We start from the raw sequence: 26,085 nt of genomic DNA, 5'->3' as shown, positions 1-26,085 counted from the left end.
GCTGTAAGTTATACCGCCTTCGCGGGCAAGCCCGCTCCCACAGGGTCAGCGGTGTTGCCCAAAATGAGGAACACCACCAAACCTTGTGGGAGCGGGCTTGCCCGCGAAGGGGCCCTGCCTGCCACCGCCAACTAAAAGTCCAAGCATAAAAAAACCCGCCGAAGCGGGTTTTTTGTACAACGCCGTTAAACCGACAGTTCAACCAGCAGCTTGTTGAGGCGGCGCACATACGCGGCCGGGTCTTTCAAGCTGTCGCCGGCCGCGAGGGCCGCCTGATCGAAGAGGATGTGCGACAGGTCGCCGAAGCGCTCTTCGCTTTGCTCGCTGTCGAGTTTCTCGATCAGCGGGTGAGCCGGGTTGAACTCGAAGATCGGCTTCGAATCCGGCACCTTCTGACCGCTGGCTTCGAGGATCTGACGCATCTGCATGCCCAGGTCCTGCTCGCCGATGGCCAGAATCGCCGGGGAGTCGGTCAGACGGTGGGAAACACGCACTTCGGCAACGGAGTCGCCCAGCGCGGTTTTCAGACGCTCGACCAGACCTTCTTTGGACTTGGCGACTTCTTCCGCGGCTTTCTTGTCCTCTTCCGAGTCCAGGTTGCCCAGGTCCAGGTCACCGCGCGCCACGTCGACGAAGCTCTTGCCGTCGAAGTCGCTGAGGTAGCTCATCAGCCACTCGTCGATGCGGTCGGTCAACAGCAGCACTTCGATGCCTTTCTTGCGGAAGACTTCCAGGTGCGGGCTGTTTTTGACTTGCGCGTAGGTTTCGCCGGTCAGGTAGTAAATCTTGTCCTGACCTTCCTTGGCGCGAGCCAGATACTCGGCCAGACCCACGACTTGCTCGCCTTCTTCGCCCTGAGTGGACGCAAAACGCAGCAGGCCAGCGATTTTCTCTTTGTTGGCGAAGTCTTCTGCCGGGCCTTCTTTCATGACCTGACCGAAGTTTTTCCAGAAACCCTTGTATTGCTCAGGCTCGTTCTTCGCCAGTTTTTCCAGCATGTCCAGCACGCGCTTGGTCAGCGCCGACTTCATGGAATCGATGATCGGGTCTTTCTGCAGGATTTCCCGCGACACGTTCAGCGACAGGTCATTGGAATCGACCACGCCTTTGATGAAGCGCAGGTACAGCGGCAGGAACGACTCGGCCTGATCCATCACGAACACGCGCTGCACGTAGAGCTTCAGGCCTTTCGGCGCTTCACGCTGGTACAGGTCGAACGGAGCACGGGTCGGAACATAAAGCAGCGAGCTGTACTCGAGCTTGCCTTCGACCTTGTTGTGGCTCCAGCTCAGCGGGTTTTCGAAGTCATGAGCGATGTGTTTGTAGAACTCCTGGTATTCCTCGTCCTTGATCTCGGTGCGAGGACGGGTCCACAGGGCGCTGGCGCGGTTGACGGTTTCCCATTCAACAGCAGGTGTCTCTTCGCCGTCAGCAGCTGCCACTTCTTTCGGCAACTCGATCGGCAAAGCAATGTGGTCGGAGTACTTCTTGATGATGTTGCGCAGGCGCCAGCCGTCGGCGAACTCGTCTTCACCGGACTTCAGGTGCAGCACGATGCGAGTGCCGCGCTCGGCTTTCTCGACGGTGGCCACTTCAAAATCGCCTTCGCCCTTGGACGACCAATGCACGCCTTCGCTGGCGGCAGCACCGGCCCGACGGCTGAACACGTCGACTTTGTCGGCGACGATGAATGCGGAGTAGAAACCCACGCCAAATTGACCGATCAGGTGCGAATCTTTTTTCTGATCGCCAGACAGGTGTTTCATGAAATCAGCGGTGCCGGATTTGGCGATGGTGCCCAGGTGGGTAATCGCGTCTTCACGGCTCATGCCGATACCGTTGTCTTCGAGGGTGACGGTTTTAGCGTCCTTGTCGAAGCTCACACGGATTTTCAGTTCGGCGCCACCTTCCAGCAACTCAGGCTTGGACAGGGCTTCGAAACGTAATTTGTCGACAGCGTCAGAGGCGTTCGAGATCAATTCGCGAAGGAAGATTTCCTTGTTGGAATACAACGAATGGATCATGAGGTGCAGCAGTTGCTTCACCTCGGTCTGGAAGCCCAGGGTTTCCTTTTGAGTTTCCACACTCATGGTCATCAAACTCCAATCAGATGGCAGTGGCCGCGACCTTGAGGGTCGGCGGCGGGTTGTCATCAAAGTTGGGGGCTCGGATCAGGATTTCAAGGGCTCATCGATTTTGAAGTGGGCACGGGCGGTGGCAATGGGCTCGGCTTCGGTGCTTTGCCAGGCGGTTACTGCCACGTTTGCGACACGCCGCCCCTGACGGCACACCTGACATCTGGCCCAGGTGTCGCGAAACTGCCCCGCGCGCAGGTAGTCGAGGGAAAAGTCGATAATCTTCGGCACGCCCGGCGAACCGGTGAGAATCAGCAAGTGCAAGGCGGCGGACAGCTCCATGAACCCGGCAATCACGCCGCCATGAATCGCCGGCAATAAAGGGTTACCAATATTGTCCTTGTTCGCCGGGAGGCGAAACAACAGGTCATCGCCGACCCGCGAGCATTCGACACCGATCAGTTTGGCGTAGGGAATCAGGTGCAGCAGCGCGGCGTAGTCGCCCTGCTCATGGGCCTTTTGCAGTTGTTCCTTGAAATTGTCGGTCATTTCGCCCCTCCGGCGATGACGCCACCAAACCCTTTGGTGCCTTTGACGCCCTTGCCCATGCGCATGAACGTGCCCACGACGTGGGCGATGGGCTGTTCGGGATCGTCCTTATAGGCAAAACCACGGGCGAAGATCACGTCCGTGGTGACCCGATAGCATTGGGCAAAGCCATACACATCCTTGTGCGGTTCGGCTGCGTGCATGTAGTCGATGCGCAGGTCGAGGGTCGGGCAAACTTCGAACTCGGGCAATACGCAAAGGGTGGACATGCCACACGCGGTGTCCATCAAGGTAGTCAGCGCACCGCCGTGGATCACGCCAGTTTGCGGGTTACCAATGATTTGCGGGCTGTACGGCAGAATCACGGTGAGTCCGTCACTGCTGGCGCTGTGAACTCGCAGCCCGAGTACCTGACAGTGGCGCAATGCCGATAGAAATCGCGTCGCGCGCTCAAAAACGGGGTTTTCGGCCATTTGATAAAAACTCTTCTTAGTATTCCGACATCGCACTAGGCGTGTTCGGTAAAAGTTCCCGTGGGAATAATCTTATATATCTGAACGAATTGAGGAACTTAACCCTGTTGGCTGTGCTCGAAAGGCCAAGTAGATATTTTTCCCAAGGAGAAACACCCCATGCGTAAGACTTTAGCTATTGCCTTGATGTTGACCGCTTCCCTCGGTCTCGCTGCCTGCGATAAAAAATCCGAGGACAAAGCTCAAGATGCCAACCAACATGCTGAACAGGCTCAGCAAGACATGAACAAAGCTCAGGATAAAGTGAACGACGCAGCGAAAGAAAACGCCGAAGCTGCCAAAGCTCAGGCTGAATCGAACGAAGCCGCTGCAAAAGAAGCACCTAAAAACTAAAACAGTTTTTAGCGTGATAAAGAAAACCCGCCAAGAGCGGGTTTTCTTTTGCTTGTCATTTTCCACGTTAGAGCAAAATAGTTCTAAAAGTCGGACTAATCATCAACAGCAACGAACACACTAATCCGACAAACCACACCAGACTTCGTTGCCAGGCGAGATCGCCCCAATAACACAATAAGTAAATGATGCGCGTAATCACGAAGATGATTGCCAGCGAATCAATCAGCCATCCCGCCGTCTGTGTGGTGTGCGCCATCAACACCCCCACCGCGAACAATATGAAGGCTTCGAAGCAGTTCTGATGGGCCGCCACCGCTCGGGCACCGAAACCGGTGAGTTGTGCCTGCTGCTGGCGTGGCAGATGGTTGTTGTAACCGCCCTGCTCTTTCATGGCCTTGGCCACCGGCATGCGGGCCACGTAAATCAGCAAGGCGCTGATAAACACACACCAGAACGGAATACTCATCAAGCAGCCTCTTTGATCGCTTCAGGCAAGGGCGCCTCTGTAGGGGTATAGACCATCACGTCGAGAACGTCGGAATGAAACTCCCGGCGATAGAGCACCAACACCACGCCGGCACTCATCAACATGAACAACCAGGGGCTGACAAACCAGGCCAGCATGGTCATGCCGAAGTAGTAGGAGCGCAGGCCAAAGTTGAACTGGTTGGCGGCCATTGAGATGACCCGCGCCGCCCGGGCCGCAAAGGCTTTTCGCTCCTGCTCCGAGACATGGCGCTCGCCGACCATGGGTGCCGAACCGATCAGAATGGCCGCGAAGTTGTATTGGCGCATGCACCAGCTGAACGTAAAGAACGCATACACAAACACCAGCGCCAGGCACAGCAACTTGATCTCGGACATCCCCTGGGAGGCCTGCTGCACCATCGGGATATCCGCCAGCAAAGACACGGCTCTTTCTGACGCCCCCAGCACCGTGAGAATGCCGGCCAGGATAATCAGCGTGCTCGAGGCGAAGAACGAAGCGTTGCGCTCAAGGTTGCCGACCACACTGGCGTCGGCGATGCGGTTGTCGCGCAGCAGCATGCGGCGCATCCAGTCTTCGCGGTACAGGTGAAGCACACTGGCCAGGCACGCGGTGTCGCGGCCCTTCCACGTTGCATAACGGGTGTAGCCACCCCAGCAGATGGCAAACCAGACGGCGGCGAGAATGTGGATCAGGTTGGCGTGGATGAACGACATGCAGGTCCTTGTGATGTGTTTGCGGAGGATCCGAAACCCTGTGTGGCAAGGGAGCTTGCTCCCGCTCGGCTGCGAAGCAGTCGCAAAGCTTTTGGGGCCGCTTCGCGACCCAGCGGGAGCAAGCTCCCTCGCCACACAGGCTCGCTCCCACAGGGGGGGATTGTAGTGGTTCGACGTTAGCTCAAGGAAAAAGACACTGCATCACGCGCATAAAAAATGCCCCGTATCGATTGATACGGGGCATTTCTGTTGTAGCTCAAGACCCGCTTTTGACGGGTTTGAAGCGACTTAAGCCAACGCTTCTTCGCGCTTGCCCAGCAGGCGGTCACAAACCACTGCAACCACCAGCGTCATGACCGAAGGCACCAGCCACGCCAGACCTTGCTCGCTCAGCGGCAGGTGAGCCAGTTGCGCCGGCATCCACTCCGCCAGACCCGCCCCCTTGAGCGCGTCGATCAGGCCGAAGATGAACGACACCAGCATCACCGGACCGACGATGCGGCCCTGCTCATGCCAGAAGTCCTTACAGAAGCTCAGGGCGACCAGCGCGATGCACGGCGGGTAGATCGCGGTGAGTACCGGGATCGAGAACGCGATCAGCTTGGTGAGGCCCAGGTTGGACACAAACAGGGAAAACACGGCCAGGATAATGACCAACGTCTTGTAGGACAGTGGCAGTACACGGCTGAAGTATTCGGCGCAGGCGCAGGTCAGACCGACCGCTGTGACCAGGCAGGCCAACGAGATCAGCACCGCAAGGAAACCGCTGCCCAACGATCCAAAGGTGTGTTGAACGTAAGCGTGCAATACCGCCGCGCCGTTGGTCGCGCCGGCAGCCACTTCATGGCTGCCCGAACCGAGGCGGAACAGGCTGACATACACCAGCGCCAGGCCAACACCCGCAATCAACCCGGCAATGATCGCATAGCGAGTGATCAACACCGGCGACTCGACACCACGGGAGCGGATGGCGTTGACGATGACAATGCCGAACACCAGCGCACCGAGGGTATCCATGGTCAGGTAACCATTGATGAAGCCCTGGGAGAACGGTGCTGCGACATACTCAGGCGTCGCCACGCCGATATCACCGGCCGGCAGCGCGAACGCGGCGATGCCGAGAGCGGCCAGGGCGATGATCTTCAGCGGCGCGAGAAACCGTCCGACGGTATCCAGCAAACGGCCCGGGTAGAGCGAGATGAAGAACACCAGCAGGAAGTACACCGAGCTATAGAGGAACAGCGCCAGCGGGCTTTCGCCGGTCAGCGGCGCCAGGCCCACTTCGAACGATACGGTCGCGGTGCGCGGCGTCGCGAACAGCGGGCCAACGGCGAGGTAGCACGCAGCGGCCAGCAAACCACCCGCGACTTTGCCGATCGGACTGCTCAAGGCATCCATTGCGCCGCCGACCTTGGCCAGGGCCACCACGGTGATCACCGGCAGACCGACCGCGGTGATCAGAAAGCCCAGCGCCGCCATCCAGACATGAGGCCCCGACTGCAAACCGACGATAGGCGGGAAGATGATGTTGCCAGCCCCGACGAACAGGGCAAACGTCATAAAACCAAGTGCCAGGATGTCCTGGCCTTTCAACACTTTCATTAAGGAAATACCACACTACTGAATCGGAATTTAGAGAGGGATTTCCCTTATGGGTGAGGGAAATGCTGTCGGTCCGCATAGGATCGACCCTTTAGCGCGAAGCAACCTTGTGGGTCGCGGACGCAAAAATGGCGGCTAGCCTAACGAATTTGCGCGACAAACGCACTGTTAGAGGGCGAACATTCCGATCTGCGACATTTCCGTGTCGCGTTTACATATCTAAATTTCCGACATCGAACCCTGTGGCGAGGGAGCTTGCTCCAGCTGGGGTGCGAAGCGCCCCCAAAACCTGCACTTGTATTACATAAGGCAGTTTGTGCTTGTTCGTTTTGCGTCTGCTGCGCAGCCGAACGGGAGCAAGCTCCCTCGCCACAAAAAGCCCTGTGGAGATCTCGAATTCCGGAAACGACAAAGGCCACCCGAAGGTGGCCTTTGTCTGGTGAAGCGTCAGCTAAGCGCGAGGCTTACTTGACAGCCCAACCGGTCAGCTCGGACAAAGCCTTGCCGATGTCTGCCAGCGAACGCACGGTTTTAACGCCTGCGTCTTCCAGGGCAGCGAACTTCTCGTCTGCAGTGCCCTTGCCGCCAGAGATGATTGCGCCAGCATGGCCCATGCGCTTGCCCGGAGGAGCAGTCACACCAGCGATGTAGGAAACAACCGGCTTGGTCACGTGTGCCTTGATGTAAGCAGCCGCTTCTTCTTCAGCCGAACCGCCGATCTCGCCGATCATGACGATCGCTTCGGTCTTCGGGTCTTCCTGGAACAGCTTCAGGATGTCGATGAAGTTCGAACCCGGGATCGGGTCACCGCCGATGCCGACGCAAGTCGACTGACCGAAACCGGCGTCAGTGGTCTGCTTGACAGCTTCGTAGGTCAGGGTGCCGGAACGGGAAACGATACCGACCTTGCCTGGCAAGTGAATGTGACCTGGCATGATGCCGATCTTGCATTCGCCTGGAGTGATCACGCCTGGGCAGTTAGGGCCGATCAGGGTGATACCCAGCTCGTCGCACTTGACCTTGGCATCCAGCATGTCCAGGGTAGGAATGCCTTCAGTGATGCAAACGATCAGCTTGATGCCGCCGAATGCTGCTTCCAGGATGGAGTCCTTGCAGAAAGGAGCTGGAACGTAGATCACGCTGGCGGTGGCGCCAGTGGCAGCTACAGCGTCTTTCACGGTGTTGAACACTGGCAGACCCAGGTGCTCGGTGCCGCCTTTGCCTGGAGTTACACCACCAACCATCTTGGTGCCGTACTCGATGGCTTGCTGGGTGTGGAAACTACCTTGCGAACCGGTAATACCCTGGCAGATAACTTTGGTGTCTTTATTGATCAGGACGCTCATTATTTGCCCTCCGCAGCTTTAACGACTTGTTGAGCAGCGTCGGTCAGGCTGGTAGCAGCGATGATGTTCAAACCGCTTTCTGCCAGTACTTTAGCGCCCAGCTCAGCGTTGTTGCCTTCAAGGCGAACAACAACCGGGATTTTCACGCCGACTTCTTTCACAGCGCCGATGATGCCTTCGGCAATCATGTCGCAACGAACGATGCCGCCGAAGATGTTGACCAGTACTGCAGCGACGTTAGTGTCGGACAGGATGATCTTGAACGCTTCGGTAACGCGTTCTTTGGTAGCACCGCCGCCCACGTCGAGGAAGTTGGCTGGTTTGCCGCCATGCAGGTTGACGATGTCCATGGTACCCATGGCCAGGCCAGCACCGTTGACCATGCAACCGATGTTGCCTTCCAGCGCTACGTAGTTCAGTTCGAACTTGGCAGCGTGCGCTTCGCGCGGATCGTCTTGCGACGGATCGTGGAAAGTCTTCAGCTTAGGCTGACGGTACATGGCGTTGGCGTCGATGTTGATCTTGGCGTCGAGGCAATGCAGATCGCCGTCAGCCTTGATCACCAGCGGGTTCACTTCCAGCAGAGCCAGGTCGTGATCCTTGAACAGCTTGGCCAGACCTACGAAGATCTTGGCGAACTGAGCAACCTGCTTGCCTTCCAGACCCAGCTGGAATGCCAGCTCGCGACCCTGGAATGGCTGAGCGCCAACCAGTGGATCGATAGTGGCCTTGAGGATTTTCTCAGGGGTGTCGTGAGCGATTTTCTCGATGTCCACGCCACCTTCGGTGGAAGCCATGAACACGATGCGACGGCTCGAACGGTCAACGACAGCGCCCAGGTACAGCTCTTTAGCGATATCAGTGCACGATTCAACCAGGATCTTGGTGACTGGCTGACCATTGGCATCAGTCTGGTAAGTCACCAGACGCTTGCCCAGCCACTGTTGTGCGAATGCCTTGGCGTCTTCTTTGCTGCGAACCAGCTTTACGCCGCCCGCTTTACCGCGACCACCAGCGTGGACCTGGGCTTTGACGACCCACTCGGTGCCGCCGATTTTGTCGCAAGCTTCTGCTGCTGCTTCCGGGGTGTCTACCGCATAACCGGTGGAAACTGGCAGGCCGTACTCAGCGAACAGCTGCTTACCCTGATACTCGTGAAGATTCATGCTTATTACCGTCTTCGTTAGGTACTGCGCATTCGGTGCTGCACTTGTTCAAGTGCCGCACCACCTGTGACTGCTGCTTGCGTAGCCTTTCCGGACAACCGGTGCAGCTACGCAAGACTGCGTCCAGCGGATATTCCGCGGTGAGTCTTGCATGCAAGGCTCACGACGGGCCATACCGCCGTGGTTTCTTATTGTCTTAACGCTTCTTGCGGTTGGCGATGTGAATGGCGCCGCCATTCACTGCCAGAGCTGCTTCGTGCAAGGCTTCAGACAGGGTCGGATGGGAGAAAACCATCATGCCCAGGTCTTCAGCGCTGGTGCCGAATTCCATGCCGATCGCGCCCTGCTGAACCAGTTCTGCGGCGCTCGGGCCAATCACGTGGACGCCCAATACGCGGTCAGTCTTGGCATCGGCAATGACTTTCACGAAACCGCCGGTGTCGTTGGCTGCCATGGCACGGCCACTGGCTGCGAACGGGAAGGTGCCAACGTTAACTTCAACGCCTTCAGCCTTCAAGGCCTGCTCGGTTTTGCCGACCCACGCGATTTCCGGGTGAGTATAAATAACAGACGGGATCAGGTCATAGTTGATTTGGGCTTTGTGGCCCTTGATGCGCTCAACCACCATGATGCCTTCTTCGGACGCCTTGTGCGCCAGCATCATGCCGCGAACCACGTCACCGATCGCGTAAACGCCCGGTACGCTGGTGGCGCACTGGTCGTCAACGAATACGAAACCGCGCTCGTCGATGGTCACACCGCTGTCGGCAGCCAACAGTTCGGTGGTCACTGGACGGCGACCAACGGCAACGATTAGTTTGTCGAAAGTGATGTTCTGTTCGCCGTTGGCATCGGTGTAGTTCACAACGACTTCGTCGCCGTTCACTTTGGAACCGGTAACACGAGCGCCCAGCTTGATGTCCAGACCTTGTTTGGTCAGGGTTTTGAAGGCTTCCTTGGAAACCGCGTCGTCAGCGGCTGGCAGGAACTTCTCCAGCGCTTCCAGAACAACGACTTCAGCACCCAGACGCGACCAGACCGAACCCAGTTCCAGACCGATCACGCCGGCGCCGATGACGCCCAGACGTTTTGGTACGGTTTGGAATTCCAGCGCGCCCGTCGAATCGACGATCACGTTCTGGTCAACCGGAGCCGGTGGAATGTCGATCGGACGGGAGCCCGAAGCCAGGATCACGTTCTCGGCTTCGATGATTTCAACGGTGCCGTCTGGCTTGGTCAGTTCAACTTTCTTGCCGGCCAGCAGTTTGCCGTGGCCTTGCAGGGAAGTGACGCCGTTCGCCTTGAACAGGGTGGCAACGCCAGAGGTCAGGCCTTTGACGATGTTGGCTTTACGGCCAACCATTGCCGCCACGTCCATGGTCACGCCAGCGTGATTGATACCGTGGATCGCAAAGCCTTCTTTGGCTTCCTTGTATTTCCAGGAGCTGTCCAGCAGCGCCTTGGATGGAATGCAACCGACGTTCAGGCAAGTACCGCCGAGGGCCAGTTTGCCTTCCTTGTCGGTGTATTTCTCGATGCAGGCAGTGGTGAGGCCCAGTTGCGCTGCTTTAATGGCAGCCACGTAGCCGCCAGGGCCCGCGCCAATCACTACCACGTCGAATTTCTGAGTCATGTGTCATTCCTTCTCGAATCAAACCGGACAGTCCCTTTTGGGGACTGTCGTGGGACGAAGCTGGTCATTACAGATGGGCCGCCCGTCAAGCAGCGGCCCGTGCAACGAAATCAGATATCCAGCAGCAAACGAGCCGGGTCTTCCAGCAGGTTCTTGATGGTAACCAGGAAGGTCACAGCTTCTTTGCCATCGATCAGACGGTGATCGTAGGACAGAGCCAGGTACATCATCGGACGGATCACGACCTGACCGTTGATCGCCATCGGACGCTGCAGAATGTTGTGCATGCCCAGGATTGCCGCTTGCGGCGGGTTGACGATCGGAGTCGACATCATCGAACCGAAGGTACCACCGTTGGTGATGGTGAACGTACCGCCGGTCATTTCGTCCATCGACAGTTTGCCGTCGCGAGCCTTCTTGCCGAAGGTGGCGATGCCGCCTTCGATTTCAGCCAGGCTCATCAGTTCGGCGTTACGCAGAACCGGTACAACCAGACCGCGGTCGCTGGAAACAGCGACACCGACGTCAGCGTAGCCGTGGTAAACGATGTCGGAACCGTCGATCGACGCGTTGACAGCCGGGAAGCGTTTCAGCGCTTCGGTGGCCGCTTTCACGAAGAACGACATGAAGCCCAGGCGTACGCCGTTGTGGGACTTCTCGAACAGGTCCTTGTACTTCGAACGCAGGGCCATGACTTCGGTCATGTCGACTTCGTTGAACGTGGTCAGCATCGCCATGTTCGATTGAGCTTCTACCAGACGCTTGGCCACGGTAGCGCGAACGCGGGTCATCGGTACGCGCTTCTCGATGCGGTCGCCAGCGGCGAACACGGGAGCGGAAGCAGCAGGAGCAGCAGCCTTGGCAGGTGCGGCAGCCGGAGCGGCTTTCTTCGCGGCAACAGCAGCGACCACGTCTTCCTTGGTCACACGACCGCCTTTGCCGGTGCCGGCAACGGAAGCGATGTTGATGCCGTTTTCTTCAGCCAGCTTGCGAGCAGCCGGTGCAGCAACAGGATCGTCTTCGCCTTCGGCGGCTGGAGCAGCAGCCTGTGCCGCGGCCGGAGCAGCAGCGGCAGCCGGAGCAGCGGCAGCAGCGCCGCCCGTTTCGATGGAGCCCAGGACTTCGTCGGACAGAACGGTGTCGCCTTCGTTCTTGACGATAGCGCCCAGCACGCCGTCAGCAGTCGCCAACACTTCCAGCACAACCTTGTCGGTTTCGATGTCGACGATCAGGTCATCACGCTTTACAGCGTCGCCCGGTTTTTTGTGCCAGGTGGCAACGGTGCCATCGGCAACCGATTCCGGGAAAGTGGGGGCTTTGATTTCGATAGCCATTATCTGTGGGTCCTTAAATTCGGTTTCAGGTGCGCGAAGGCGTTAAACAGTAAAGGCGTCTTGCAGCAGTTTTTCCTGCTGCTCAGCGTGCATCGATGCATAACCACAAGCAGGTGCAGCAGAAGCATCACGGCCGGCGTATTCGAGTACGAGCGACTTGTTGTGATTGCCAACGATGCGGCGCATGTGGTGTTGGCTGCAGTACCAGGCACCCTGGTTCATCGGCTCTTCCTGACACCAAACGATATGTTTGAGGTTGGTGTAAGGAGCCAGGACTTCGTTCAAGTCGTCCTCAGGGAATGGGTACAGCTGCTCGATACGCACGATGGCGATGTCATCACGACCTTCGGCACGGCGTTTTTCCAGCAGGTCGTAGTAGACCTTGCCGCTACACAGAACAACGCGCTCGACCTTTTTCGGGTCCAGGGCATCGATTTCCGGGATAACGGTCTGGAACGAACCTTCCGCCAGATCTTCCAGTGTCGAGATGGCCAGTTTGTGACGCAGCAGCGACTTCGGAGTCAGGACGATCAACGGCTTGCGCAGCGGGCGAATCACCTGACGACGCAGCAAGTGGTAGATCTGAGCCGGCGTAGTCGGTACGGCTACCTGAATGTTGTGCTCGGCGCACAGCTGCAGGTAACGCTCCAGACGAGCCGAAGAGTGCTCCGGACCCTGACCTTCATAGCCGTGCGGCAGCAACATGGTCAGACCGCAGAGACGGCCCCACTTGTGCTCGCCGCTGGTGATGAACTGGTCGATAACCACCTGGGCACCGTTGGCGAAATCGCCGAACTGGGCTTCCCAGATCACCAGCGCTTCAGGCGTGGTGGTCGAGTAACCGTATTCGAACGCCAGCACGGCTTCTTCGGACAGGAACGAATCGTACAGGTCGAAACGTGGCTGGCCGTTGTACAGGTTTTGCAGCGGGACATAGGTACCCGCGTCTTTCTGGTTGTGCAAGACAGCGTGACGGTGCGAGAACGTACCACGACCGATGTCCTGACCCGTCATGCGAATCGGGTGACCTTCGAACGCCAGGGTCGCGTACGCCATGGTTTCGGCGTAACCCCAGTTGATCGGCAGGCCGCCCGCTTGCATTTTCTGACGGTCTTCGTAGATCTTCGAGACCTGGCGCTGAACCACGAAGCCTTCTGGAATTTCCAGCAGCTTGGCAGACAGTTCCTGCAAGGTTTTCAGATCGAAACGCGTGTCGTGACGCGCGGTCCAGGCATGACCCAGATACGGACGCCAGTCCACGAACAACTCTTTGTTCGGCTCTTTGACCAGGCTTTTTACAACATGCAGACCGTTGTCCAGCGCGTTGCGGTATTCGTCGACTTTCGCCTGAACACGCTCTGCGTCGAGTACACCGCCCTGGGTCAGACGATCGGCATACAGCTCACGGGTGGTGCGCTGTTTGGTGATCTGCTGATACATGATCGGCTGGGTGCCACTTGGCTCGTCGGCCTCGTTGTGGCCGCGACGACGGTAGCAGACCAGGTCGATCACCACGTCACGCTTGAACTGCATGCGGTAGTCGATGGCCAGCTGGGTCACGAACAATACGGCTTCCGGATCATCACCATTCACATGGAGGATCGGCGCCTGGATCATCTTCGCAACGTCGGTCGCGTACTCGGTGGAACGCGAGTCCAGCGGGTTGCTGATGGTGAAACCGACCTGGTTGTTGATCACGATGTGTACAGTGCCGCCGGTCTTGAAACCGCGGGTCTGCGACATCTGGAAGGTTTCCATGACCACGCCCTGACCGGCGAATGCCGCGTCACCGTGGATGGAAATCGGCAGAACCTTCTCGCCGGTAGGGTCGTTACGACGATCCTGACGGGCGCGAACCGAACCTTCGACCACTGGAGATACGATTTCCAGGTGGGACGGGTTGAACGCCATGGCGAGGTGAACTTCACCACCGGTAGTCATCACGTTGGACGAGAAGCCCTGGTGATATTTAACGTCACCGGAACCCAGCTCGACCTTCTTCTTGCCTTCGAACTCGTCGAACAGCTCGCGCGGGTTCTTGCCGAAGGTGTTGACCAGCACGTTCAGACGGCCACGGTGGGCCATGCCGATGACGATTTCCTTGGTCCCGTAGGAACCGGAACGCTGGATCAGCTCGTCGAGCATCGGAATCAGGCTCTCGCCGCCTTCCAGACCGAAACGCTTGGTGCCCGGGTATTTGGTGCCCAGGTATTTTTCCAGGCCTTCACCGGCAGTGACACGCTCGAGCAGGTGGCTCTTGATGTCGGCGGAGTACGTCGGACGACCACGCACGCTTTCCAGACGCTGCTGGAACCACTGGCGCTGCTCGGAATCGGTGATATGCGTGAATTCAGCGCCGATGGTGCGGCAATATGTCTGCTGCAACGCTTCGTGAATTTCGCGTAGGCTCGCCTCCTCTTTGCCGATGAACAGGTCCCCGGCACGGAAGGTCGTATCAAGATCGGCATTGGTCAAGCCGTAATGATTGATCGACAGGTCTGCAGGTGCAGGACGCTGCCACAGCCCCAGCGGGTCAAGCTGGGCTGCCTGGTGGCCACGCATACGGTAGGCCTGGATCAATCGCAGCACTTCAACTTGCTTCTTCTCGTGCTCACTGCTCACGCTGCCGGCGGAAACCGGTTGTGCGCGGCGCTGGTTCTTTGCCAGCAAGACGAAATGATCGCGAATTGTGGAGTGCGAAACATCGGTGGCAGAGTTGCCGTCAGTCGGCAACTTCTGAAAGTAGGTGCGCCACTCTTCTGGCACAGCGTTAGGGTCGTGCAGGTAGAGCTCATAAAGCTCTTCCACATAGGCAGCGTTTCCACCTGAAAGGTGGGCACTGTTCCACATGCGCTGCATCACGCTTTCTTGCATGCTTGGTCACCCTCGGTTAGGGGAACACCACCGGCGTCGACACCGAGCAAACTTGCAGAAGTCCGAATGCAGCGACCAAAACAAGCCACTTAGGATCACGCTGATAGTCCGGGTACCAGCCCGGATGCCCCTGCTTGTCTCATTTCTTCAAAATAAGAGCGGCAGCTTTGTGAGCTGCTGCTCAGGTTAAAACTACGGCGCCGGTTGAAGCCTGCGCCGTAGCATCTACGGGTACAGCGGTCCTACGGGTACAGCAGCTGAATCACACGCCGCTTTGCAGCAACATGTTACGTACGTGACCGATGGCCTTAGTCGGGTTCAGGCCTTTCGGACAGACGTTGACGCAGTTCATGATCCCACGGCAGCGGAATACGCTGAACGGGTCATCCAGTGAAGCCAGACGCTCGGCAGTCTTGGTGTCGCGGCTGTCTGCCAGGAAGCGGTACGCTTGCAGCAGAGCAGCTGGACCCAGGAACTTGTCCGGGTTCCACCAGAAGGACGGGCAAGAGGTCGAGCAGCAAGCGCACAGGATGCACTCGTACAGACCATCGAGCTTTTCACGCTCTTCCGGAGTCTGCAGACGCTCGATGGCCGGAGCCGGCGTGTCGTTCTGCAGGAATGGCTTAACCTTCTCGTATTGCTTGTAGAAGATGCTCATATCGACGACCAGGTCACGGATAACCGGCAAACCTGGCAGCGGACGAACGATCAGCTTGTTACCTTTTACGACAGAAGACAGCGGCGTGACGCACGCCAGACCGTTTTTGCCGTTGATGTTCATGCCGTCGGAACCGCAAACGCCTTCACGGCAAGAGCGACGATAGGAGAAACCTTCGTCCTGCTCTTTAATCAGGGCCAGCACGTCCAGCACCATCAGGTCTTTACCACCGGTATCGACCTGGAATTCCTGCATGAACGGCGCAGCGTCCTGATCAGGGTTGTAGCGATAAACACTGACTTGCAACATGGCGGCCACCCTTAATAAGTCCGAATCTTAGGTTCAAAAGTCGGAACAGTCTTCGGCGAGAAGTTCACAGCACGCTTGGTCACGCGCTTGTCACCCGGGAAGTACAGGGTGTGGCACAGCCAGTTTTCGTCGTCGCGATCTTCGTAGTCTTCACGGGCGTGAGCGCCGCGGGACTCTTTGCGGATCTCTGCAGCGATGGCGGTGGCTTCGGCCACTTCCAGCAGGTTTTGCAGTTCCAGGGCTTCGATACGAGCCGTGTTGAATGCCTGGCTCTTGTCGTTGATCTTGACGTTGGCGATACGGCCACGCAGATCAGCCAGCTGAGCAATACCCTTCTGCATGTATTCGCCGGTACGGAATACACCGAAGTAGTTCTGCATGCAGCTTTGCAGCTCTTTACGCAGAGTAGCGACGTCTTCGCCTTCGGTGCGCGAGTTCAGGCCATCGAGACGTGCCAGGGCAGCGTCGATGTCAGACTGGCGAGGGCGGGCGTAATCAACGCCTTCTTTCAGGGTCTGCTCCAGGAACAGGCCAGCGGCACGGCCGAATACCACCAGGTCGAGCAGCGAGTTGCCGCCCAGACGGTTGGCACCGTGAACCGATACGCACGCCACTTCACCTACGGCGAACAGGCCAGGAATGATCTGGTCCTTGCCGTCAGCGTCTTGAGTGATTGCCTGACCATGAATGTTGGTGGCAACGCCGCCCATCATATAGTGGCAGGTTGGAACGACCGGAATTGGCGCCACGGCTGGATCGACGTGAGCGAAAGTCTTGGACAGTTCCATGATGCCTGGCAGACGGCTGTGCAGAACTTCTTCACCGAGGTGATCGAGTTTCAGCATTACGTGGTCGCCATCCGGACCGCAACCGTTGCCGGCGATGATTTCTTTAACCATCGAACGAGCAACAACGTCACGACCCGCCAGGTCTTTGGCGTTCGGAGCATAACGCTCCATGAAACGCTCGCCGTGCTTGTTGATCAGGTAGCCGCCTTCACCGCGGCAGCCTTCTGTAACCAGTACACCGGCGCCGGCGATGCCGGTCGGGTGGAACTGCCACATTTCAATGTCTTGTACCGGCACGCCAGCACGCAGAGCCATGCCGACGCCGTCACCGGTGTTGATCAGGGCATTGGTGGTGGACGAGTAGATACGGCCTGCACCGCCAGTCGCCAGAACGGTGGCGTTAGCGCGGACGTACGAGGTTTCGCCGGTTTCGATGCAGATGACGATCATGCCGACAAAGGCACCGTCTTCGTTCTTCACCAGGTCGACGCCATAGTATTCATTGAGGAATACGGTGCCGGCCTTCAGGTTGGCCTGGTACAGGGTGTGCAGCAGTGCGTGACCGGTACGGTCGGCAGCGGCGCAGGTACGGGCAGCCTGGCCACCCTTGCCGAAGTCTTTCGACTGACCGCCGAACGGACGCTGATAGATGCGGCCCTGTTCGGTACGGGAGAACGGCAAACCCATGTGCTCGAGTTCGAAGACCGCTTCCGGGCCTACGGAACACATGTATTCGATAGCGTCCTGGTCACCGATATAGTCGGAACCCTTGACGGTATCGTACATGTGCCAGCGCCAGTCATCGTTCGGGTCTGCCGAAGCGATGGCGCAGGTGATGCCACCCTGGGCGGATACAGTGTGCGAACGAGTCGGGAAAACCTTGGTAACTACGGCAGTCTTGTGACCACCTTGTGCCAGTTGCAGCGCAGCGCGCATGCCGGCACCGCCGCCGCCAATGATGATGGCGTCGAACGAAAGCGTATTAACTGTAGTAGACATGAATCAGATACCCCAGAGAATCTGCACACCCCAGACGAAGTAAGCGAACATCGCAACGCCGCATACTGCCTGGAAAAGGAAACGTACTGCAGTCGCGGACTTGCCCAGCGCCATCGGCGTCAGGTAGTCGGTCGCGATGGTCCACATGCCGACCCAGGCGTGAGCGCCCAGGGCTACAAGGGCCAGCAGACTGAAGATACGCATCCCGTTGTGAGCGAACAGGCCATGCCATTGGTCGTAGCCGATGCCCGGATTCGCTGCGAGATATCCGATCAGGAAGATGAAATAAGCCGCGAGAACAACCGCAGACACACGCTGTGCCATCCAGTCATAGAGGCCCGAACGCGAAAGGTTCGTAACGCTGGTTACCATATCCAAACTCCTGCCAGAACGATCAACACCACGGAAACGGCGATGATAATTTTCGAGCCCAGGCGGCCGCCTTCCAGCGTCTCACCGATGCCCATGTCCATGATCAAATGGCGCACACCGGCTACCAGGTGATACAGAAGAGCGGACAGGAGGCCCCATGCTACGAACTTGGCCAGAGGGCTGGTCAAGGTTGCCTTCACGTCGGCAAAACCTTCCTCGGAACCCAGGGATTTGCTCAATGCATACAGCATGAAGCCAAGGCCCAGGAAGAGGATGATGCCGGAAACACGGTGAAGAAACGACGTAACGCCGGTGATGGGGAGTTTGATGGTCCTTAGGTCTAGGTTTACAGGTCGTTGGCTTTTCACGGCTTTTTTCACACTGAAGAGCCCCTAACAATCAGGGCAAAGTTGTTGGGGAGTGCACTGGTCAGGTAACCACCACCCAGGGATGCGACCCCCAATAAAGCAGGCCCAAAAGCCCCTGGCGGTCGGTGGCCGAGTATAGACAGTTAGGCTACTAATGACAACGCGTTCGCCTTCCCCTAATAGCTCATTGCACAAGTTGGATAAAAGGCGTAAATGGCAGTCAATTTCGAGGAAAAAGTCCGGTTAAAGCCTTCTGGAGCAAGACTTTAGGCAAATTGACATTCGAATTTATCTCACTATAGTGGTGCGGGCCCTGCGTGGGGGGTCTGTCTGATGATTTCAAGCATAAATAGGAGGCCACATGGCTGACAAAAAAGCGCAGTTGATCATCGAGGGCGCAGCCCCCGTCGAGCTGCCCATTTTAACCGGCACCGTTGGTCCCGATGTTATCGATGTTCGGGGCCTGACGGCCACGGGCCGTTTCACGTTTGACCCTGGTTTCATGTCGACAGCTTCCTGCGAGTCGAAGATCACCTATATCGACGGCGACAACGGCATTCTGTTGCACCGCGGCTACCCGATCGAACAGCTGGCTGAAAAGTCGGACTACCTGGAAACCTGCTATCTGCTGCTCAACGGCGAATTGCCGACCGCAGAACAGAAGGCCCAGTTCGTCAGCACCGTGAAAAACCACACCATGGTTCACGAGCAGCTGAAGACGTTCTTCAACGGCTTCCGTCGCGACGCCCACCCGATGGCCGTCATGTGCGGCGTAGTCGGCGCCCTCTCGGCCTTCTACCACGACTCCCTCGACATCAATAACCCGCAGCATCGCGAAATCTCCGCGATCCGTCTGGTTGCCAAGATGCCGACCCTGGCAGCGATGGTTTACAAGTACTCCATGGGCCAACCCATGATGTACCCGCGCAACGACCTGTCGTACGCGGAAAACTTCCTGCACATGATGTTCAACACCCCGTGCGAGATCAAACCGATCAGCCCGGTACTCGCCAAGGCCATGGACCGGATCTTCATCCTCCATGCCGACCACGAGCAGAACGCATCGACATCCACCGTGCGCCTGGCCGGTTCTTCGGGTGCCAACCCGTTCGCCTGTATCGCCGCCGGCATCGCTGCACTGTGGGGCCCTGCCCACGGCGGCGCGAACGAAGCTGTTCTGACCATGCTCGATGAAATTGGCGATGTTTCGAACATCGACAAGTACATCGCCAAGGCCAAGGACAAGAACGATCCGTTCAAGCTGATGGGCTTCGGTCACCGGGTTTACAAAAACCGCGATCCACGGGCCACCGTGATGAAGCAAACCTGCGACGAAGTGCTGAAGGAACTGGGCATCACCAACGATCCGCAACTCGAACTGGCCATGCGCCTGGAAGAGATCGCCCTGACCGATCCGTACTTCATCGAGCGCTCGTTGTACCCGAACGTCGACTTCTACTCGGGGATCATCCTCAAGGCGATCGGCATTCCAACCAGCATGTTCACGGTGATCTTCGCTTTGGCGCGGACTGTCGGCTGGATCTCCCACTGGAAAGAAATGCTCTCCAGCCCGTACAAAATTGGCCGTCCGCGCCAGTTGTACACCGGCTACGAGTCGCGTGATATCACCAAGCTGGAAGACCGCAAATAAGACCTGTCTTGCGATAACGTCTTGAGTTGTATCGGGAACGGCCTCTATTTATATAGGGGCCGTTTTTGTTTGTGCCGGGTTTGGTTGCCACTTTGATCGGGGTATATCCGTTTCTTCGGTAACGGCGGCTGGCGGTTCCGCTTTTACAGCGGGTTACTTGGAAAAGCCCCAAGTAACCAAGGGCTTTTGCCCCTTTCGTTCGGTGCCTCGCTAATGCAGCTCGCCTGCAGCTCTTGATCTTGATCCACCCGCCCCTTCGGGAGGCTGAGTGGAGGTGTTCATCCGGGGAGTGGCGCGCAGCGTCGTTCGACGCAGTCGAACTCATCGCATGTAGGTGCCAGCGAAGCCAACCGGAGGGCGATGCCCCCGGATGAATACCGGAGCGAAGGAACGCCGAGCCTGAGCGAGGGGCCGGACGCTCGGGGCGAGCCTTTTTTTGCTTACTTTTTTTGGCGTTTGAAAAAAAAGTGAGTCGCCGTAAGGGCGAAACCGCCAGCGGCCGTTACCGCAGGAATGGATATGGACTCGGTCAACAAACAGACAGGTCGGCTGTCAGGCCGCCTTCGCCGGCAAGCCGGTCTCGCTCCTACAAAGGGCGATAACCGCACAATAAAAAATGCCCCGATCTCTCGACCGGGGCATTTCTATTCAACCCAACTTACACAAACAATCTCGAAGCCTTAGTGCGAAACCGCCCCACTCGCCCCCAAACCAGTCTGCGAACGAACAAACTGCGGGAAAAACAACGCCCGCTCATTATCCGCAGCAGTCGACTTATCAGTGATCGAGAAGAACCAGATCCCCACAAACGCAATGATCATCGAGAACAGCGCCGGGTACTCATACGGGAAGATAGCCTTCTCGTGATGCAGGATCTGCACCCAGATGGTTGGCCCGAGGACCATCAAGCCCACGGCACTGACCAGACCCAACCAGCCACCAATCATCGCACCGCGCGTGGTCAGCTTCTTCCAGTACATGGAAAGCAGCAGCACCGGGAAGTTACAGCTCGCCGCGATGGAGAACGCCAGGCCCACCATGAACGCGATGTTCTGGCTTTCGAACAGAATGCCCAGACCGATCGCCAGCACCGCCAGGGCGATGGTGGTGATTTTCGAGACACGGATCTCGTCCTTCTCGTTCGCCTTGCCTTTCTTGATCACGCTGGCATACAGGTCATGGGACACCGCCGAAGCACCGGCCAGGGTCAGACCGGCAACCACCGCCAGAATGGTCGCGAACGCTACCGCCGAGATGAAGCCCAGGAAGATACTGCCACCGACCGCGTTGGCCAGGTGCACCGCTGCCATGTTGTTGCCGCCCAACAGCGCACCCGCCGCATCTTTGAAGGCCGGGTTGGTGCTGACCAGCAGGATCGCGCCGAAGCCAATGATGAAGGTCAGGATGTAGAAGTAACCAATGAAGCCGGTTGCGTACAGCACGCTCTTGCGAGCTTCTTTTGCGTCACTCACAGTGAAGAAGCGCATCAGGATGTGTGGCAGGCCAGCGGTACCGAACATCAGCGCCAGTCCCAGGGAGAACGCAGAGATCGGATCTTTCACCAGACCGCCCGGGCTCATGATCGCTTCACCTTTAGGGTGAACCTTGATCGCCTCGGAGAACAGTGCGTTGAAATCGAAGTTGACGTGCTTCATCACCATCAGCGCCATGAACGAGGCACCGGACAGCAACAGCACAGCCTTGATGATCTGCACCCAGGTGGTCGCCAGCATGCCGCCGAACAACACGTACATGCACATCAGGATACCGACCAGGATCACCGCAACGTGGTAGTCGAGACCGAACAGCAGCTGGATCAGCTTGCCGGCACCGACCATTTGCGCGATCAGGTAGAACGCCACCACCACCAGCGAACCGCAAGCGGACAACGAGCGAATCTGGGTTTGCCCGAGGCGGTAGGACGCCACGTCGGCAAAGGTGTATTTACCCAGGTTACGCAGACGCTCGGCGATCAGGAACAGAATGATCGGCCAGCCCACCAGGAAGCCGATCGAGTAGATCAGGCCGTCGTAGCCGGAGGTGAACACCAGCGCGGAAATACCCAGGAAGGACGCCGCGGACATGTAGTCACCGGCAATCGCCAGACCGTTCTGAAAGCCGGTGATCTTGCCACCCGCCGCATAGTAGTCGGCCGCCGATTTGTTTTTCTTGGAGGCCCAGTAAGTGATACACAAAGTCGCGCCGACGAAGACCACGAACATCAGGATCGCGGCGACGTTCAGCGGTTGTTTGGTCACTGCACCGGTCAAGGCGTCAGCCGCCCAGGCACCCGGTGCGAACACTGCGATGCTCAATAAAGCCATTAGACGCCGGATCATTGCTGAGCCTCCTTGAGAATCGCATTGTTCAGGTCGTCGAATTCGCCATTGGCGCGTCGCACGTAGATCCCGGTCAGGATGAAAGCCGAAAGAATCAGCCCGACACCGATCGGTATGCCCCAGGTTATCGATGACTCAGGGCTGATTTTCGCGCCCAGAATATGCGGCCCGTAAGCGATCAAAAGGATGAATCCGGAGTAAAGCCCAAGCATGATCGCCGAAAGAATCCAGGCGAACCTTTCTCGCTTACTAACCAGCTCCTTGAAGCGCGGGCTGTTTTGAATCGAGAGGTAAATGCTGTCGTTCATTGTTTTTATCCTCGCAGCACAGATGAAGTTGCAACGTGATCCACTTTATGCGGCTGCGGAACTGGTTCCAGACGACCTTAGTATTAGAACGACATGACAGAATCGCCATTTTCCAGCATGCAGAAAATAAAAGGCCCCTTGGCATTTGTGCCAAGGGGCCTTTAGAGGTGCTGACCAAACGCGTCAGCTCAGATTATTTGGTCCAGTCCGCAACGCGCTCCGGATGCTTGGCGACCCAATCCTTTGCGGCGGCTTCAGGTTTGGCACCGTCCTGAATCGCCAGCATGACTTCGCCGATTTCGTCTTTCGACGCCCACTGGAAGTTCTTCAGGAATTTGGCCACTTCCGGCGCCTTGGTGGCCAGCTCTTTGCTGCCGATGCTGTTCACGGTTTCAGCCGCGCCATAAACGCCTTTCGGGTCTTCCAGGAAGCGCAGTTTCCACTTGGCGAACATCCAGTGCGGCACCCAACCGGTGACGGCAATGGATTCGTTTTTCTTCTCGGCACGGGTCAGCTCGGCAATCATGCCGGCGCCGGAACTGGCCTTGAGTTGGTAACCGGTCAGGTCGTAGTCCTTGATGGCCTGCTCGGTCTTGAGCATCACACCCGAACCGGCGTCGATGCCGACGATACGTTTTTTGAAGCTGTCGTCGGTTTTCAGGTCATCAAGGGTTTTAGCCTTGACGTACTCAGGCACGATCAAGCCAATTTTCGCGTCCTTGAAGTTCGGGCCGTAGTCGACGACCTGGTCCTTGTTTTTGGTCCAATATTCACCGTGAGTCACCGGCAGCCAGGCGGACAGCATGGCGTCGAGTTTGCCAGTGGCCACGCCCTGCCACATGATCCCGGTCGCGACGGCTTGCAGCTTCACGTCATAACCCAGTTTCTGCTTGATCACTTCGGCCGCCACGTGGGTGGTCGCGACGCTGTCGGACCAGCCGTCAACGTAACCGATGCTCAGGGTTTTGCTCTCGGCATTGGCCATGGTGGAGCCAATCGCAAGCACCAGAGCGGCACCTGCGCCTAAAAGTCGTCGCATCTTCATCGTTACTTCCCCGAAAGTGCTGCGCTCGACGGATGCCGAGTCGCGTCAACGTATTGTTATGGTGCACAGCGCCCCCATCACGCCTCACCGCAAACTCGTTCGATCATCAGCGCGATTTATCAACGAGGGTACTGACGCCTCGATAATCAACCTGACGCCAACCGGAACCTGTGCTGTCTGCGACCTCAAGGCATCGAGAAACGACATCAGAAAGCCATTAATCACGACCACCTCTGATGCTCCCGCCGATCCGCCCGAACTTTGCATGTCAAAATCATGCAGGCCACCAAGCGTGGGGCAATTGCAGGTAACATGCGCGGCTTTGCTCCCAGACGGCCTGACCATGCCCGCGACATCACGCTTTCCTTTTTTTGCTTATTTATTTGCCTGCCTGCTGGGGCTTTTTGCCCTCGGCGGTTTTTGGTACGGACTCGGCAAACCGGTGATTCTGCCGGACGTGGCCAGCGCGACGCACAAGCTGCAATGCGCCTCCTACACCCCATTCGACAAAGATCAATCGCCGTTTGATCAGCCGTTCAAGTTGCGCCCCGAGCGCATGGACGCCGACCTCGCCCTGCTGGCCACCCGCTTCGAATGCATCCGCACCTATTCCATGACCGGCCTCGAGGCCTTGCCCGATCTGGCGCGCAAGCATGGCTTGAAGTTGATGATCGGCGCCTGGGTCAACAGCAATCCGGTGGACACCGAGAAAGAAGTCGACCTGCTGATTGCCTCCGCCAACGCCAACCCGGACGTGGTGACGTCGGTGATCGTCGGCAACGAAACCCTGTTGCGCAAGGAAATCACCGGCACGCAGCTGGCCAGGTTGATCAACAAGGTCAAAAGCCAGGTCAAGCAGCCTGTCACTTATGCCGACGTCTGGGAGTTCTGGCTCAAACACCCGGAAATCGCCCCGGCGGTGGACTTCCTGACCATCCACTTACTGCCGTACTGGGAGGATGAGCCTTCGAACATCGACGCCGCGCTGCAGCATGTTCGCGAAGTGCGTCAGGTGTTCGGCAACAAATTCGCGCCCAAAGACGTGATGATTGGCGAAACCGGCTGGCCAAGCGAAGGCCGTCAGCGCGAAACCGCCCTGCCGAGCCGGGTCAATGAAGCCAAGTTCATTCGCGCATTCGTCATCATCGCTGAACAGGAAGGCTGGCATTACAACCTGATCGAAGCCTTCGACCAGCCCTGGAAACGCGCCAGTGAGGGTGCGGTCGGTGGTTACTGGGGGCTGTTTGATGCTGATCGCCAGGACAAGGGCGTGCTGGCGGGTCCGGTGTCGAACGTGCCGTACTGGTCGCAATGGCTGGCGGTGGGGGGAGTGATTTTTCTCGGTACGTTGATCCTTGGCGGACGCGTACGCAGCACTCGCGCGGCACTGATTCTGCCACTGCTGGGCGCGCTGGCGGCCTGCTCGATTGGCGCGTGGGGCGATCTGGCGCGGGTGACCACGCGGTTTGCCAGTGAGTGGTTGTGGGTCGCGCTGCTGACGGGTTTGAATCTGTTGGTGTTGGCGCATGCAGCGCTGACGTTGAGTGCTCGCACGGGCTGGCGTGGGCAAGCCTTCACTGTGCTGGAACGCCGGGCGGGCTGGTTGCTGGCCGTGGCAGGTTTTGCGGCGGCGGTGATGATGCTGGAGCTGGTGTTCGATCCACGTTATCGCAGCTTCCCGAGTGTCGCGTTCATCCTGCCGGCGCTGGTTTACCTGTGCCGTCCGGTAAGCGTGCCACGTCGAGAGATTGCCTTGCTGACCTTCATCATCGGTGCCGGCATTGCGCCGCAGTTGTATCGCGAAGGTTTGCAGAACCAGCAGGCCTGGGGCTGGGCTCTGGTTAGTGTGTTGATGGTGGCGGCGTTGTGGCGCAGTTTGCGTGTTCGCAAGGGCTGATCTTCAGCGCAGCTGATGGCCCTTTCGCGAGCAGGCTCGCTCCCACATTTGATCTCCGTCGAACACAGAATGTGTGTTCACTGAGGATCTACTGTGGGAGCGAGCCTGCTCGCGATGACGGACTATCAGGCGCTACGAGACGCTCTGACCAACCGCAACCCCGCAATCACCATCGCAAACACCGCCATCGTCGTGTTGTACAACGCCAGCGCCGGAAACCCGAACACCAGCGCCAGCACCGCCAACCACCACCCTGCCCGGCCCGGCAACACAAAGCCGATCACCGCTGCCGCCAGGGCCGCCCAGCCCAACACCTGAAAATGAATCATCAGGCCCAGGTTGGAACGAACCACGCATTCCCAGCGACTCGCATCGTCGACGCAGAGACCGACCCACTGCGCATCCTCCATGAAGCCATAACGCGCGCCATAACTGGCGGCCAGCCATAAAGGCAGCAAGACAAGCAGCAGAATCACGGGCAGACGGCGGGACATATGGCACTCCAATAAGCGAAAACGGCGGCCAGCTTAATCTGCCGACAGCCTGACGCAAGCGTTAACAACAGTTAACTGGGCAGTCATTCGCTGCAAAGTGTATCTTCCCAGCTACCATTACTCCGAAATTAGGCCTGTTTGGTGCCGATGCATGGCACTTTGGCGCAACCCCTGTGGTCATAGCCTGCGAACTTCATCCGGCACCT

General features: G+C 57.9%; 22 protein-coding genes. 3 read left to right on the top strand and 19 right to left on the bottom strand.

Going from position 1 to position 26,085, the window contains the following annotated elements; genetic code table 11:
• Nucleotides 1–185: 185 nt before the first annotated feature.
• The 3 genes from htpG to KJF94_RS05115 all read right to left on the bottom strand — a co-directional run bounded on the left by htpG (nt 186) and on the right by KJF94_RS05115 (nt 3,097).
• Nucleotides 186–2,090 (bottom strand): molecular chaperone HtpG, encoded by a 1,905-nt coding sequence (gene htpG, locus KJF94_RS05125; RefSeq protein WP_214381643.1) that lies wholly within the window; start codon nt 2,088–2,090, stop codon nt 186–188.
• An 81-nt stretch (nt 2,091–2,171) separates the two neighbouring features.
• Nucleotides 2,172–2,624, bottom strand: a complete 453-nt coding sequence (locus tag KJF94_RS05120; protein WP_214381641.1) for a PaaI family thioesterase — start codon at nt 2,622–2,624, stop codon at nt 2,172–2,174.
• Nucleotides 2,621–3,097 (bottom strand): PaaI family thioesterase, encoded by a 477-nt coding sequence (locus tag KJF94_RS05115; RefSeq protein ID WP_214381639.1) that lies wholly within the window; start codon nt 3,095–3,097, stop codon nt 2,621–2,623. The genes KJF94_RS05120 and KJF94_RS05115 overlap by 4 nt, the downstream gene beginning before the upstream one ends.
• A gap of 159 nt (nt 3,098–3,256) precedes the next feature.
• Between KJF94_RS05115 and KJF94_RS05110 the strand changes: the two genes are divergently transcribed.
• Nucleotides 3,257–3,490, top strand: coding sequence for a hypothetical protein (locus tag KJF94_RS05110; protein WP_064679026.1), 234 nt, complete (start codon nt 3,257–3,259; stop codon nt 3,488–3,490).
• 67 nt (nt 3,491–3,557) lie between these two features.
• On the opposite strand, the gene KJF94_RS05105 is transcribed toward KJF94_RS05110, so the two are convergent.
• From KJF94_RS05105 to sdhC, 12 genes are all read right to left on the bottom strand, one after another.
• Nucleotides 3,558–3,959 (bottom strand): MAPEG family protein, encoded by a 402-nt coding sequence (locus KJF94_RS05105; RefSeq protein ID WP_214381637.1) that lies wholly within the window; start codon nt 3,957–3,959, stop codon nt 3,558–3,560.
• Nucleotides 3,959–4,696 (bottom strand): DUF599 domain-containing protein, encoded by a 738-nt coding sequence (locus tag KJF94_RS05100; RefSeq protein ID WP_214381635.1) that lies wholly within the window; start codon nt 4,694–4,696, stop codon nt 3,959–3,961. Before KJF94_RS05100 ends, KJF94_RS05105 begins: the two co-directional genes overlap by 1 nt.
• Before the next feature lie 288 nt (nt 4,697–4,984).
• Complete coding sequence (brnQ, locus tag KJF94_RS05095) at nt 4,985–6,298, bottom strand: branched-chain amino acid transport system II carrier protein (protein ID WP_214381633.1); 1,314 nt, start codon at nt 6,296–6,298, stop codon at nt 4,985–4,987.
• Between the two features lie 464 nt (nt 6,299–6,762).
• On the bottom strand, nt 6,763–7,644 hold the full coding sequence (sucD, locus tag KJF94_RS05090) for a succinate--CoA ligase subunit alpha (RefSeq protein WP_214381631.1): 882 nt from the start codon (nt 7,642–7,644) through the stop codon (nt 6,763–6,765).
• Nucleotides 7,644–8,810 (bottom strand): ADP-forming succinate--CoA ligase subunit beta, encoded by a 1,167-nt coding sequence (gene sucC, locus KJF94_RS05085; RefSeq protein WP_007898980.1) that lies wholly within the window; start codon nt 8,808–8,810, stop codon nt 7,644–7,646. Before sucC ends, sucD begins: the two co-directional genes overlap by 1 nt.
• 196 nt (nt 8,811–9,006) lie before the next feature.
• Nucleotides 9,007–10,443 (bottom strand): dihydrolipoyl dehydrogenase, encoded by a 1,437-nt coding sequence (gene lpdA, locus KJF94_RS05080; protein ID WP_214381629.1) that lies wholly within the window; start codon nt 10,441–10,443, stop codon nt 9,007–9,009.
• A gap of 110 nt (nt 10,444–10,553) precedes the next feature.
• Nucleotides 10,554–11,777 carry a 2-oxoglutarate dehydrogenase complex dihydrolipoyllysine-residue succinyltransferase gene (gene odhB, locus KJF94_RS05075; protein ID WP_214381627.1) on the bottom strand — a complete coding sequence of 408 codons (1,224 nt, stop codon included), beginning with the start codon at nt 11,775–11,777 and terminating at the stop codon, nt 10,554–10,556.
• Nucleotides 11,778–11,819: 42 nt separating this feature from the next.
• Nucleotides 11,820–14,651, bottom strand: coding sequence for a 2-oxoglutarate dehydrogenase E1 component (locus tag KJF94_RS05070; protein WP_214381625.1), 2,832 nt, complete (start codon nt 14,649–14,651; stop codon nt 11,820–11,822).
• A gap of 262 nt (nt 14,652–14,913) precedes the next feature.
• Nucleotides 14,914–15,618, bottom strand: coding sequence for a succinate dehydrogenase iron-sulfur subunit (locus tag KJF94_RS05065; RefSeq protein WP_157711726.1), 705 nt, complete (start codon nt 15,616–15,618; stop codon nt 14,914–14,916).
• 11 nt (nt 15,619–15,629) lie between these two features.
• Nucleotides 15,630–17,405 carry a succinate dehydrogenase flavoprotein subunit gene (gene sdhA / locus KJF94_RS05060; protein WP_027922415.1) on the bottom strand — a complete coding sequence of 592 codons (1,776 nt, stop codon included), beginning with the start codon at nt 17,403–17,405 and terminating at the stop codon, nt 15,630–15,632.
• 3 nt (nt 17,406–17,408) lie between these two features.
• On the bottom strand, nt 17,409–17,777 hold the full coding sequence (gene sdhD / locus KJF94_RS05055) for a succinate dehydrogenase, hydrophobic membrane anchor protein (RefSeq protein ID WP_007977503.1): 369 nt from the start codon (nt 17,775–17,777) through the stop codon (nt 17,409–17,411).
• Nucleotides 17,771–18,157 carry a succinate dehydrogenase, cytochrome b556 subunit gene (gene sdhC / locus KJF94_RS05050; protein ID WP_214381623.1) on the bottom strand — a complete coding sequence of 129 codons (387 nt, stop codon included), beginning with the start codon at nt 18,155–18,157 and terminating at the stop codon, nt 17,771–17,773. The genes sdhD and sdhC overlap by 7 nt, the downstream gene beginning before the upstream one ends.
• Before the next feature lie 349 nt (nt 18,158–18,506).
• Here sdhC and gltA point away from each other — a divergent pair, with 349 nt between their 5' ends.
• On the top strand, nt 18,507–19,796 hold the full coding sequence (gene gltA / locus KJF94_RS05045) for a citrate synthase (protein WP_084322328.1): 1,290 nt from the start codon (nt 18,507–18,509) through the stop codon (nt 19,794–19,796).
• 680 nt (nt 19,797–20,476) lie between these two features.
• On the opposite strand, the gene KJF94_RS05040 is transcribed toward gltA, so the two are convergent.
• The 3 genes from KJF94_RS05040 to KJF94_RS05030 form a co-directional block, all read right to left on the bottom strand.
• Nucleotides 20,477–22,135 carry a cation acetate symporter gene (locus tag KJF94_RS05040; RefSeq protein ID WP_214381622.1) on the bottom strand — a complete coding sequence of 553 codons (1,659 nt, stop codon included), beginning with the start codon at nt 22,133–22,135 and terminating at the stop codon, nt 20,477–20,479.
• On the bottom strand, nt 22,132–22,443 hold the full coding sequence (locus KJF94_RS05035; protein ID WP_214381621.1) for a DUF485 domain-containing protein: 312 nt from the start codon (nt 22,441–22,443) through the stop codon (nt 22,132–22,134). Before KJF94_RS05035 ends, KJF94_RS05040 begins: the two co-directional genes overlap by 4 nt.
• 193 nt (nt 22,444–22,636) lie before the next feature.
• Entirely contained in the window at nt 22,637–23,488 is an 852-nt protein-coding gene (locus KJF94_RS05030; RefSeq protein WP_008039894.1) for a glycine betaine ABC transporter substrate-binding protein, read from the bottom strand.
• 343 nt (nt 23,489–23,831) lie between these two features.
• On the opposite strand from KJF94_RS05030, the gene KJF94_RS05025 reads away from it, so the two are divergent.
• Complete coding sequence (locus KJF94_RS05025; RefSeq protein ID WP_250548221.1) at nt 23,832–25,385, top strand: glycoside hydrolase family 17 protein; 1,554 nt, start codon at nt 23,832–23,834, stop codon at nt 25,383–25,385.
• A gap of 125 nt (nt 25,386–25,510) precedes the next feature.
• Here the strand turns inward: KJF94_RS05025 and KJF94_RS05020 are convergent, their stop codons facing one another.
• Complete coding sequence (locus KJF94_RS05020) at nt 25,511–25,879, bottom strand: hypothetical protein (protein WP_214381619.1); 369 nt, start codon at nt 25,877–25,879, stop codon at nt 25,511–25,513.
• Between the last annotated feature and the right edge of the window lie 206 nt (nt 25,880–26,085).

Origin of the sequence: Pseudomonas hormoni (assembly GCF_018502625.1) — a bacterium.
In the GTDB taxonomy this organism is placed as follows: domain Bacteria; phylum Pseudomonadota; class Gammaproteobacteria; order Pseudomonadales; family Pseudomonadaceae; genus Aquipseudomonas; species Aquipseudomonas hormoni.
This window is presented reverse-complemented; position numbering and strand designations above follow the sequence as displayed.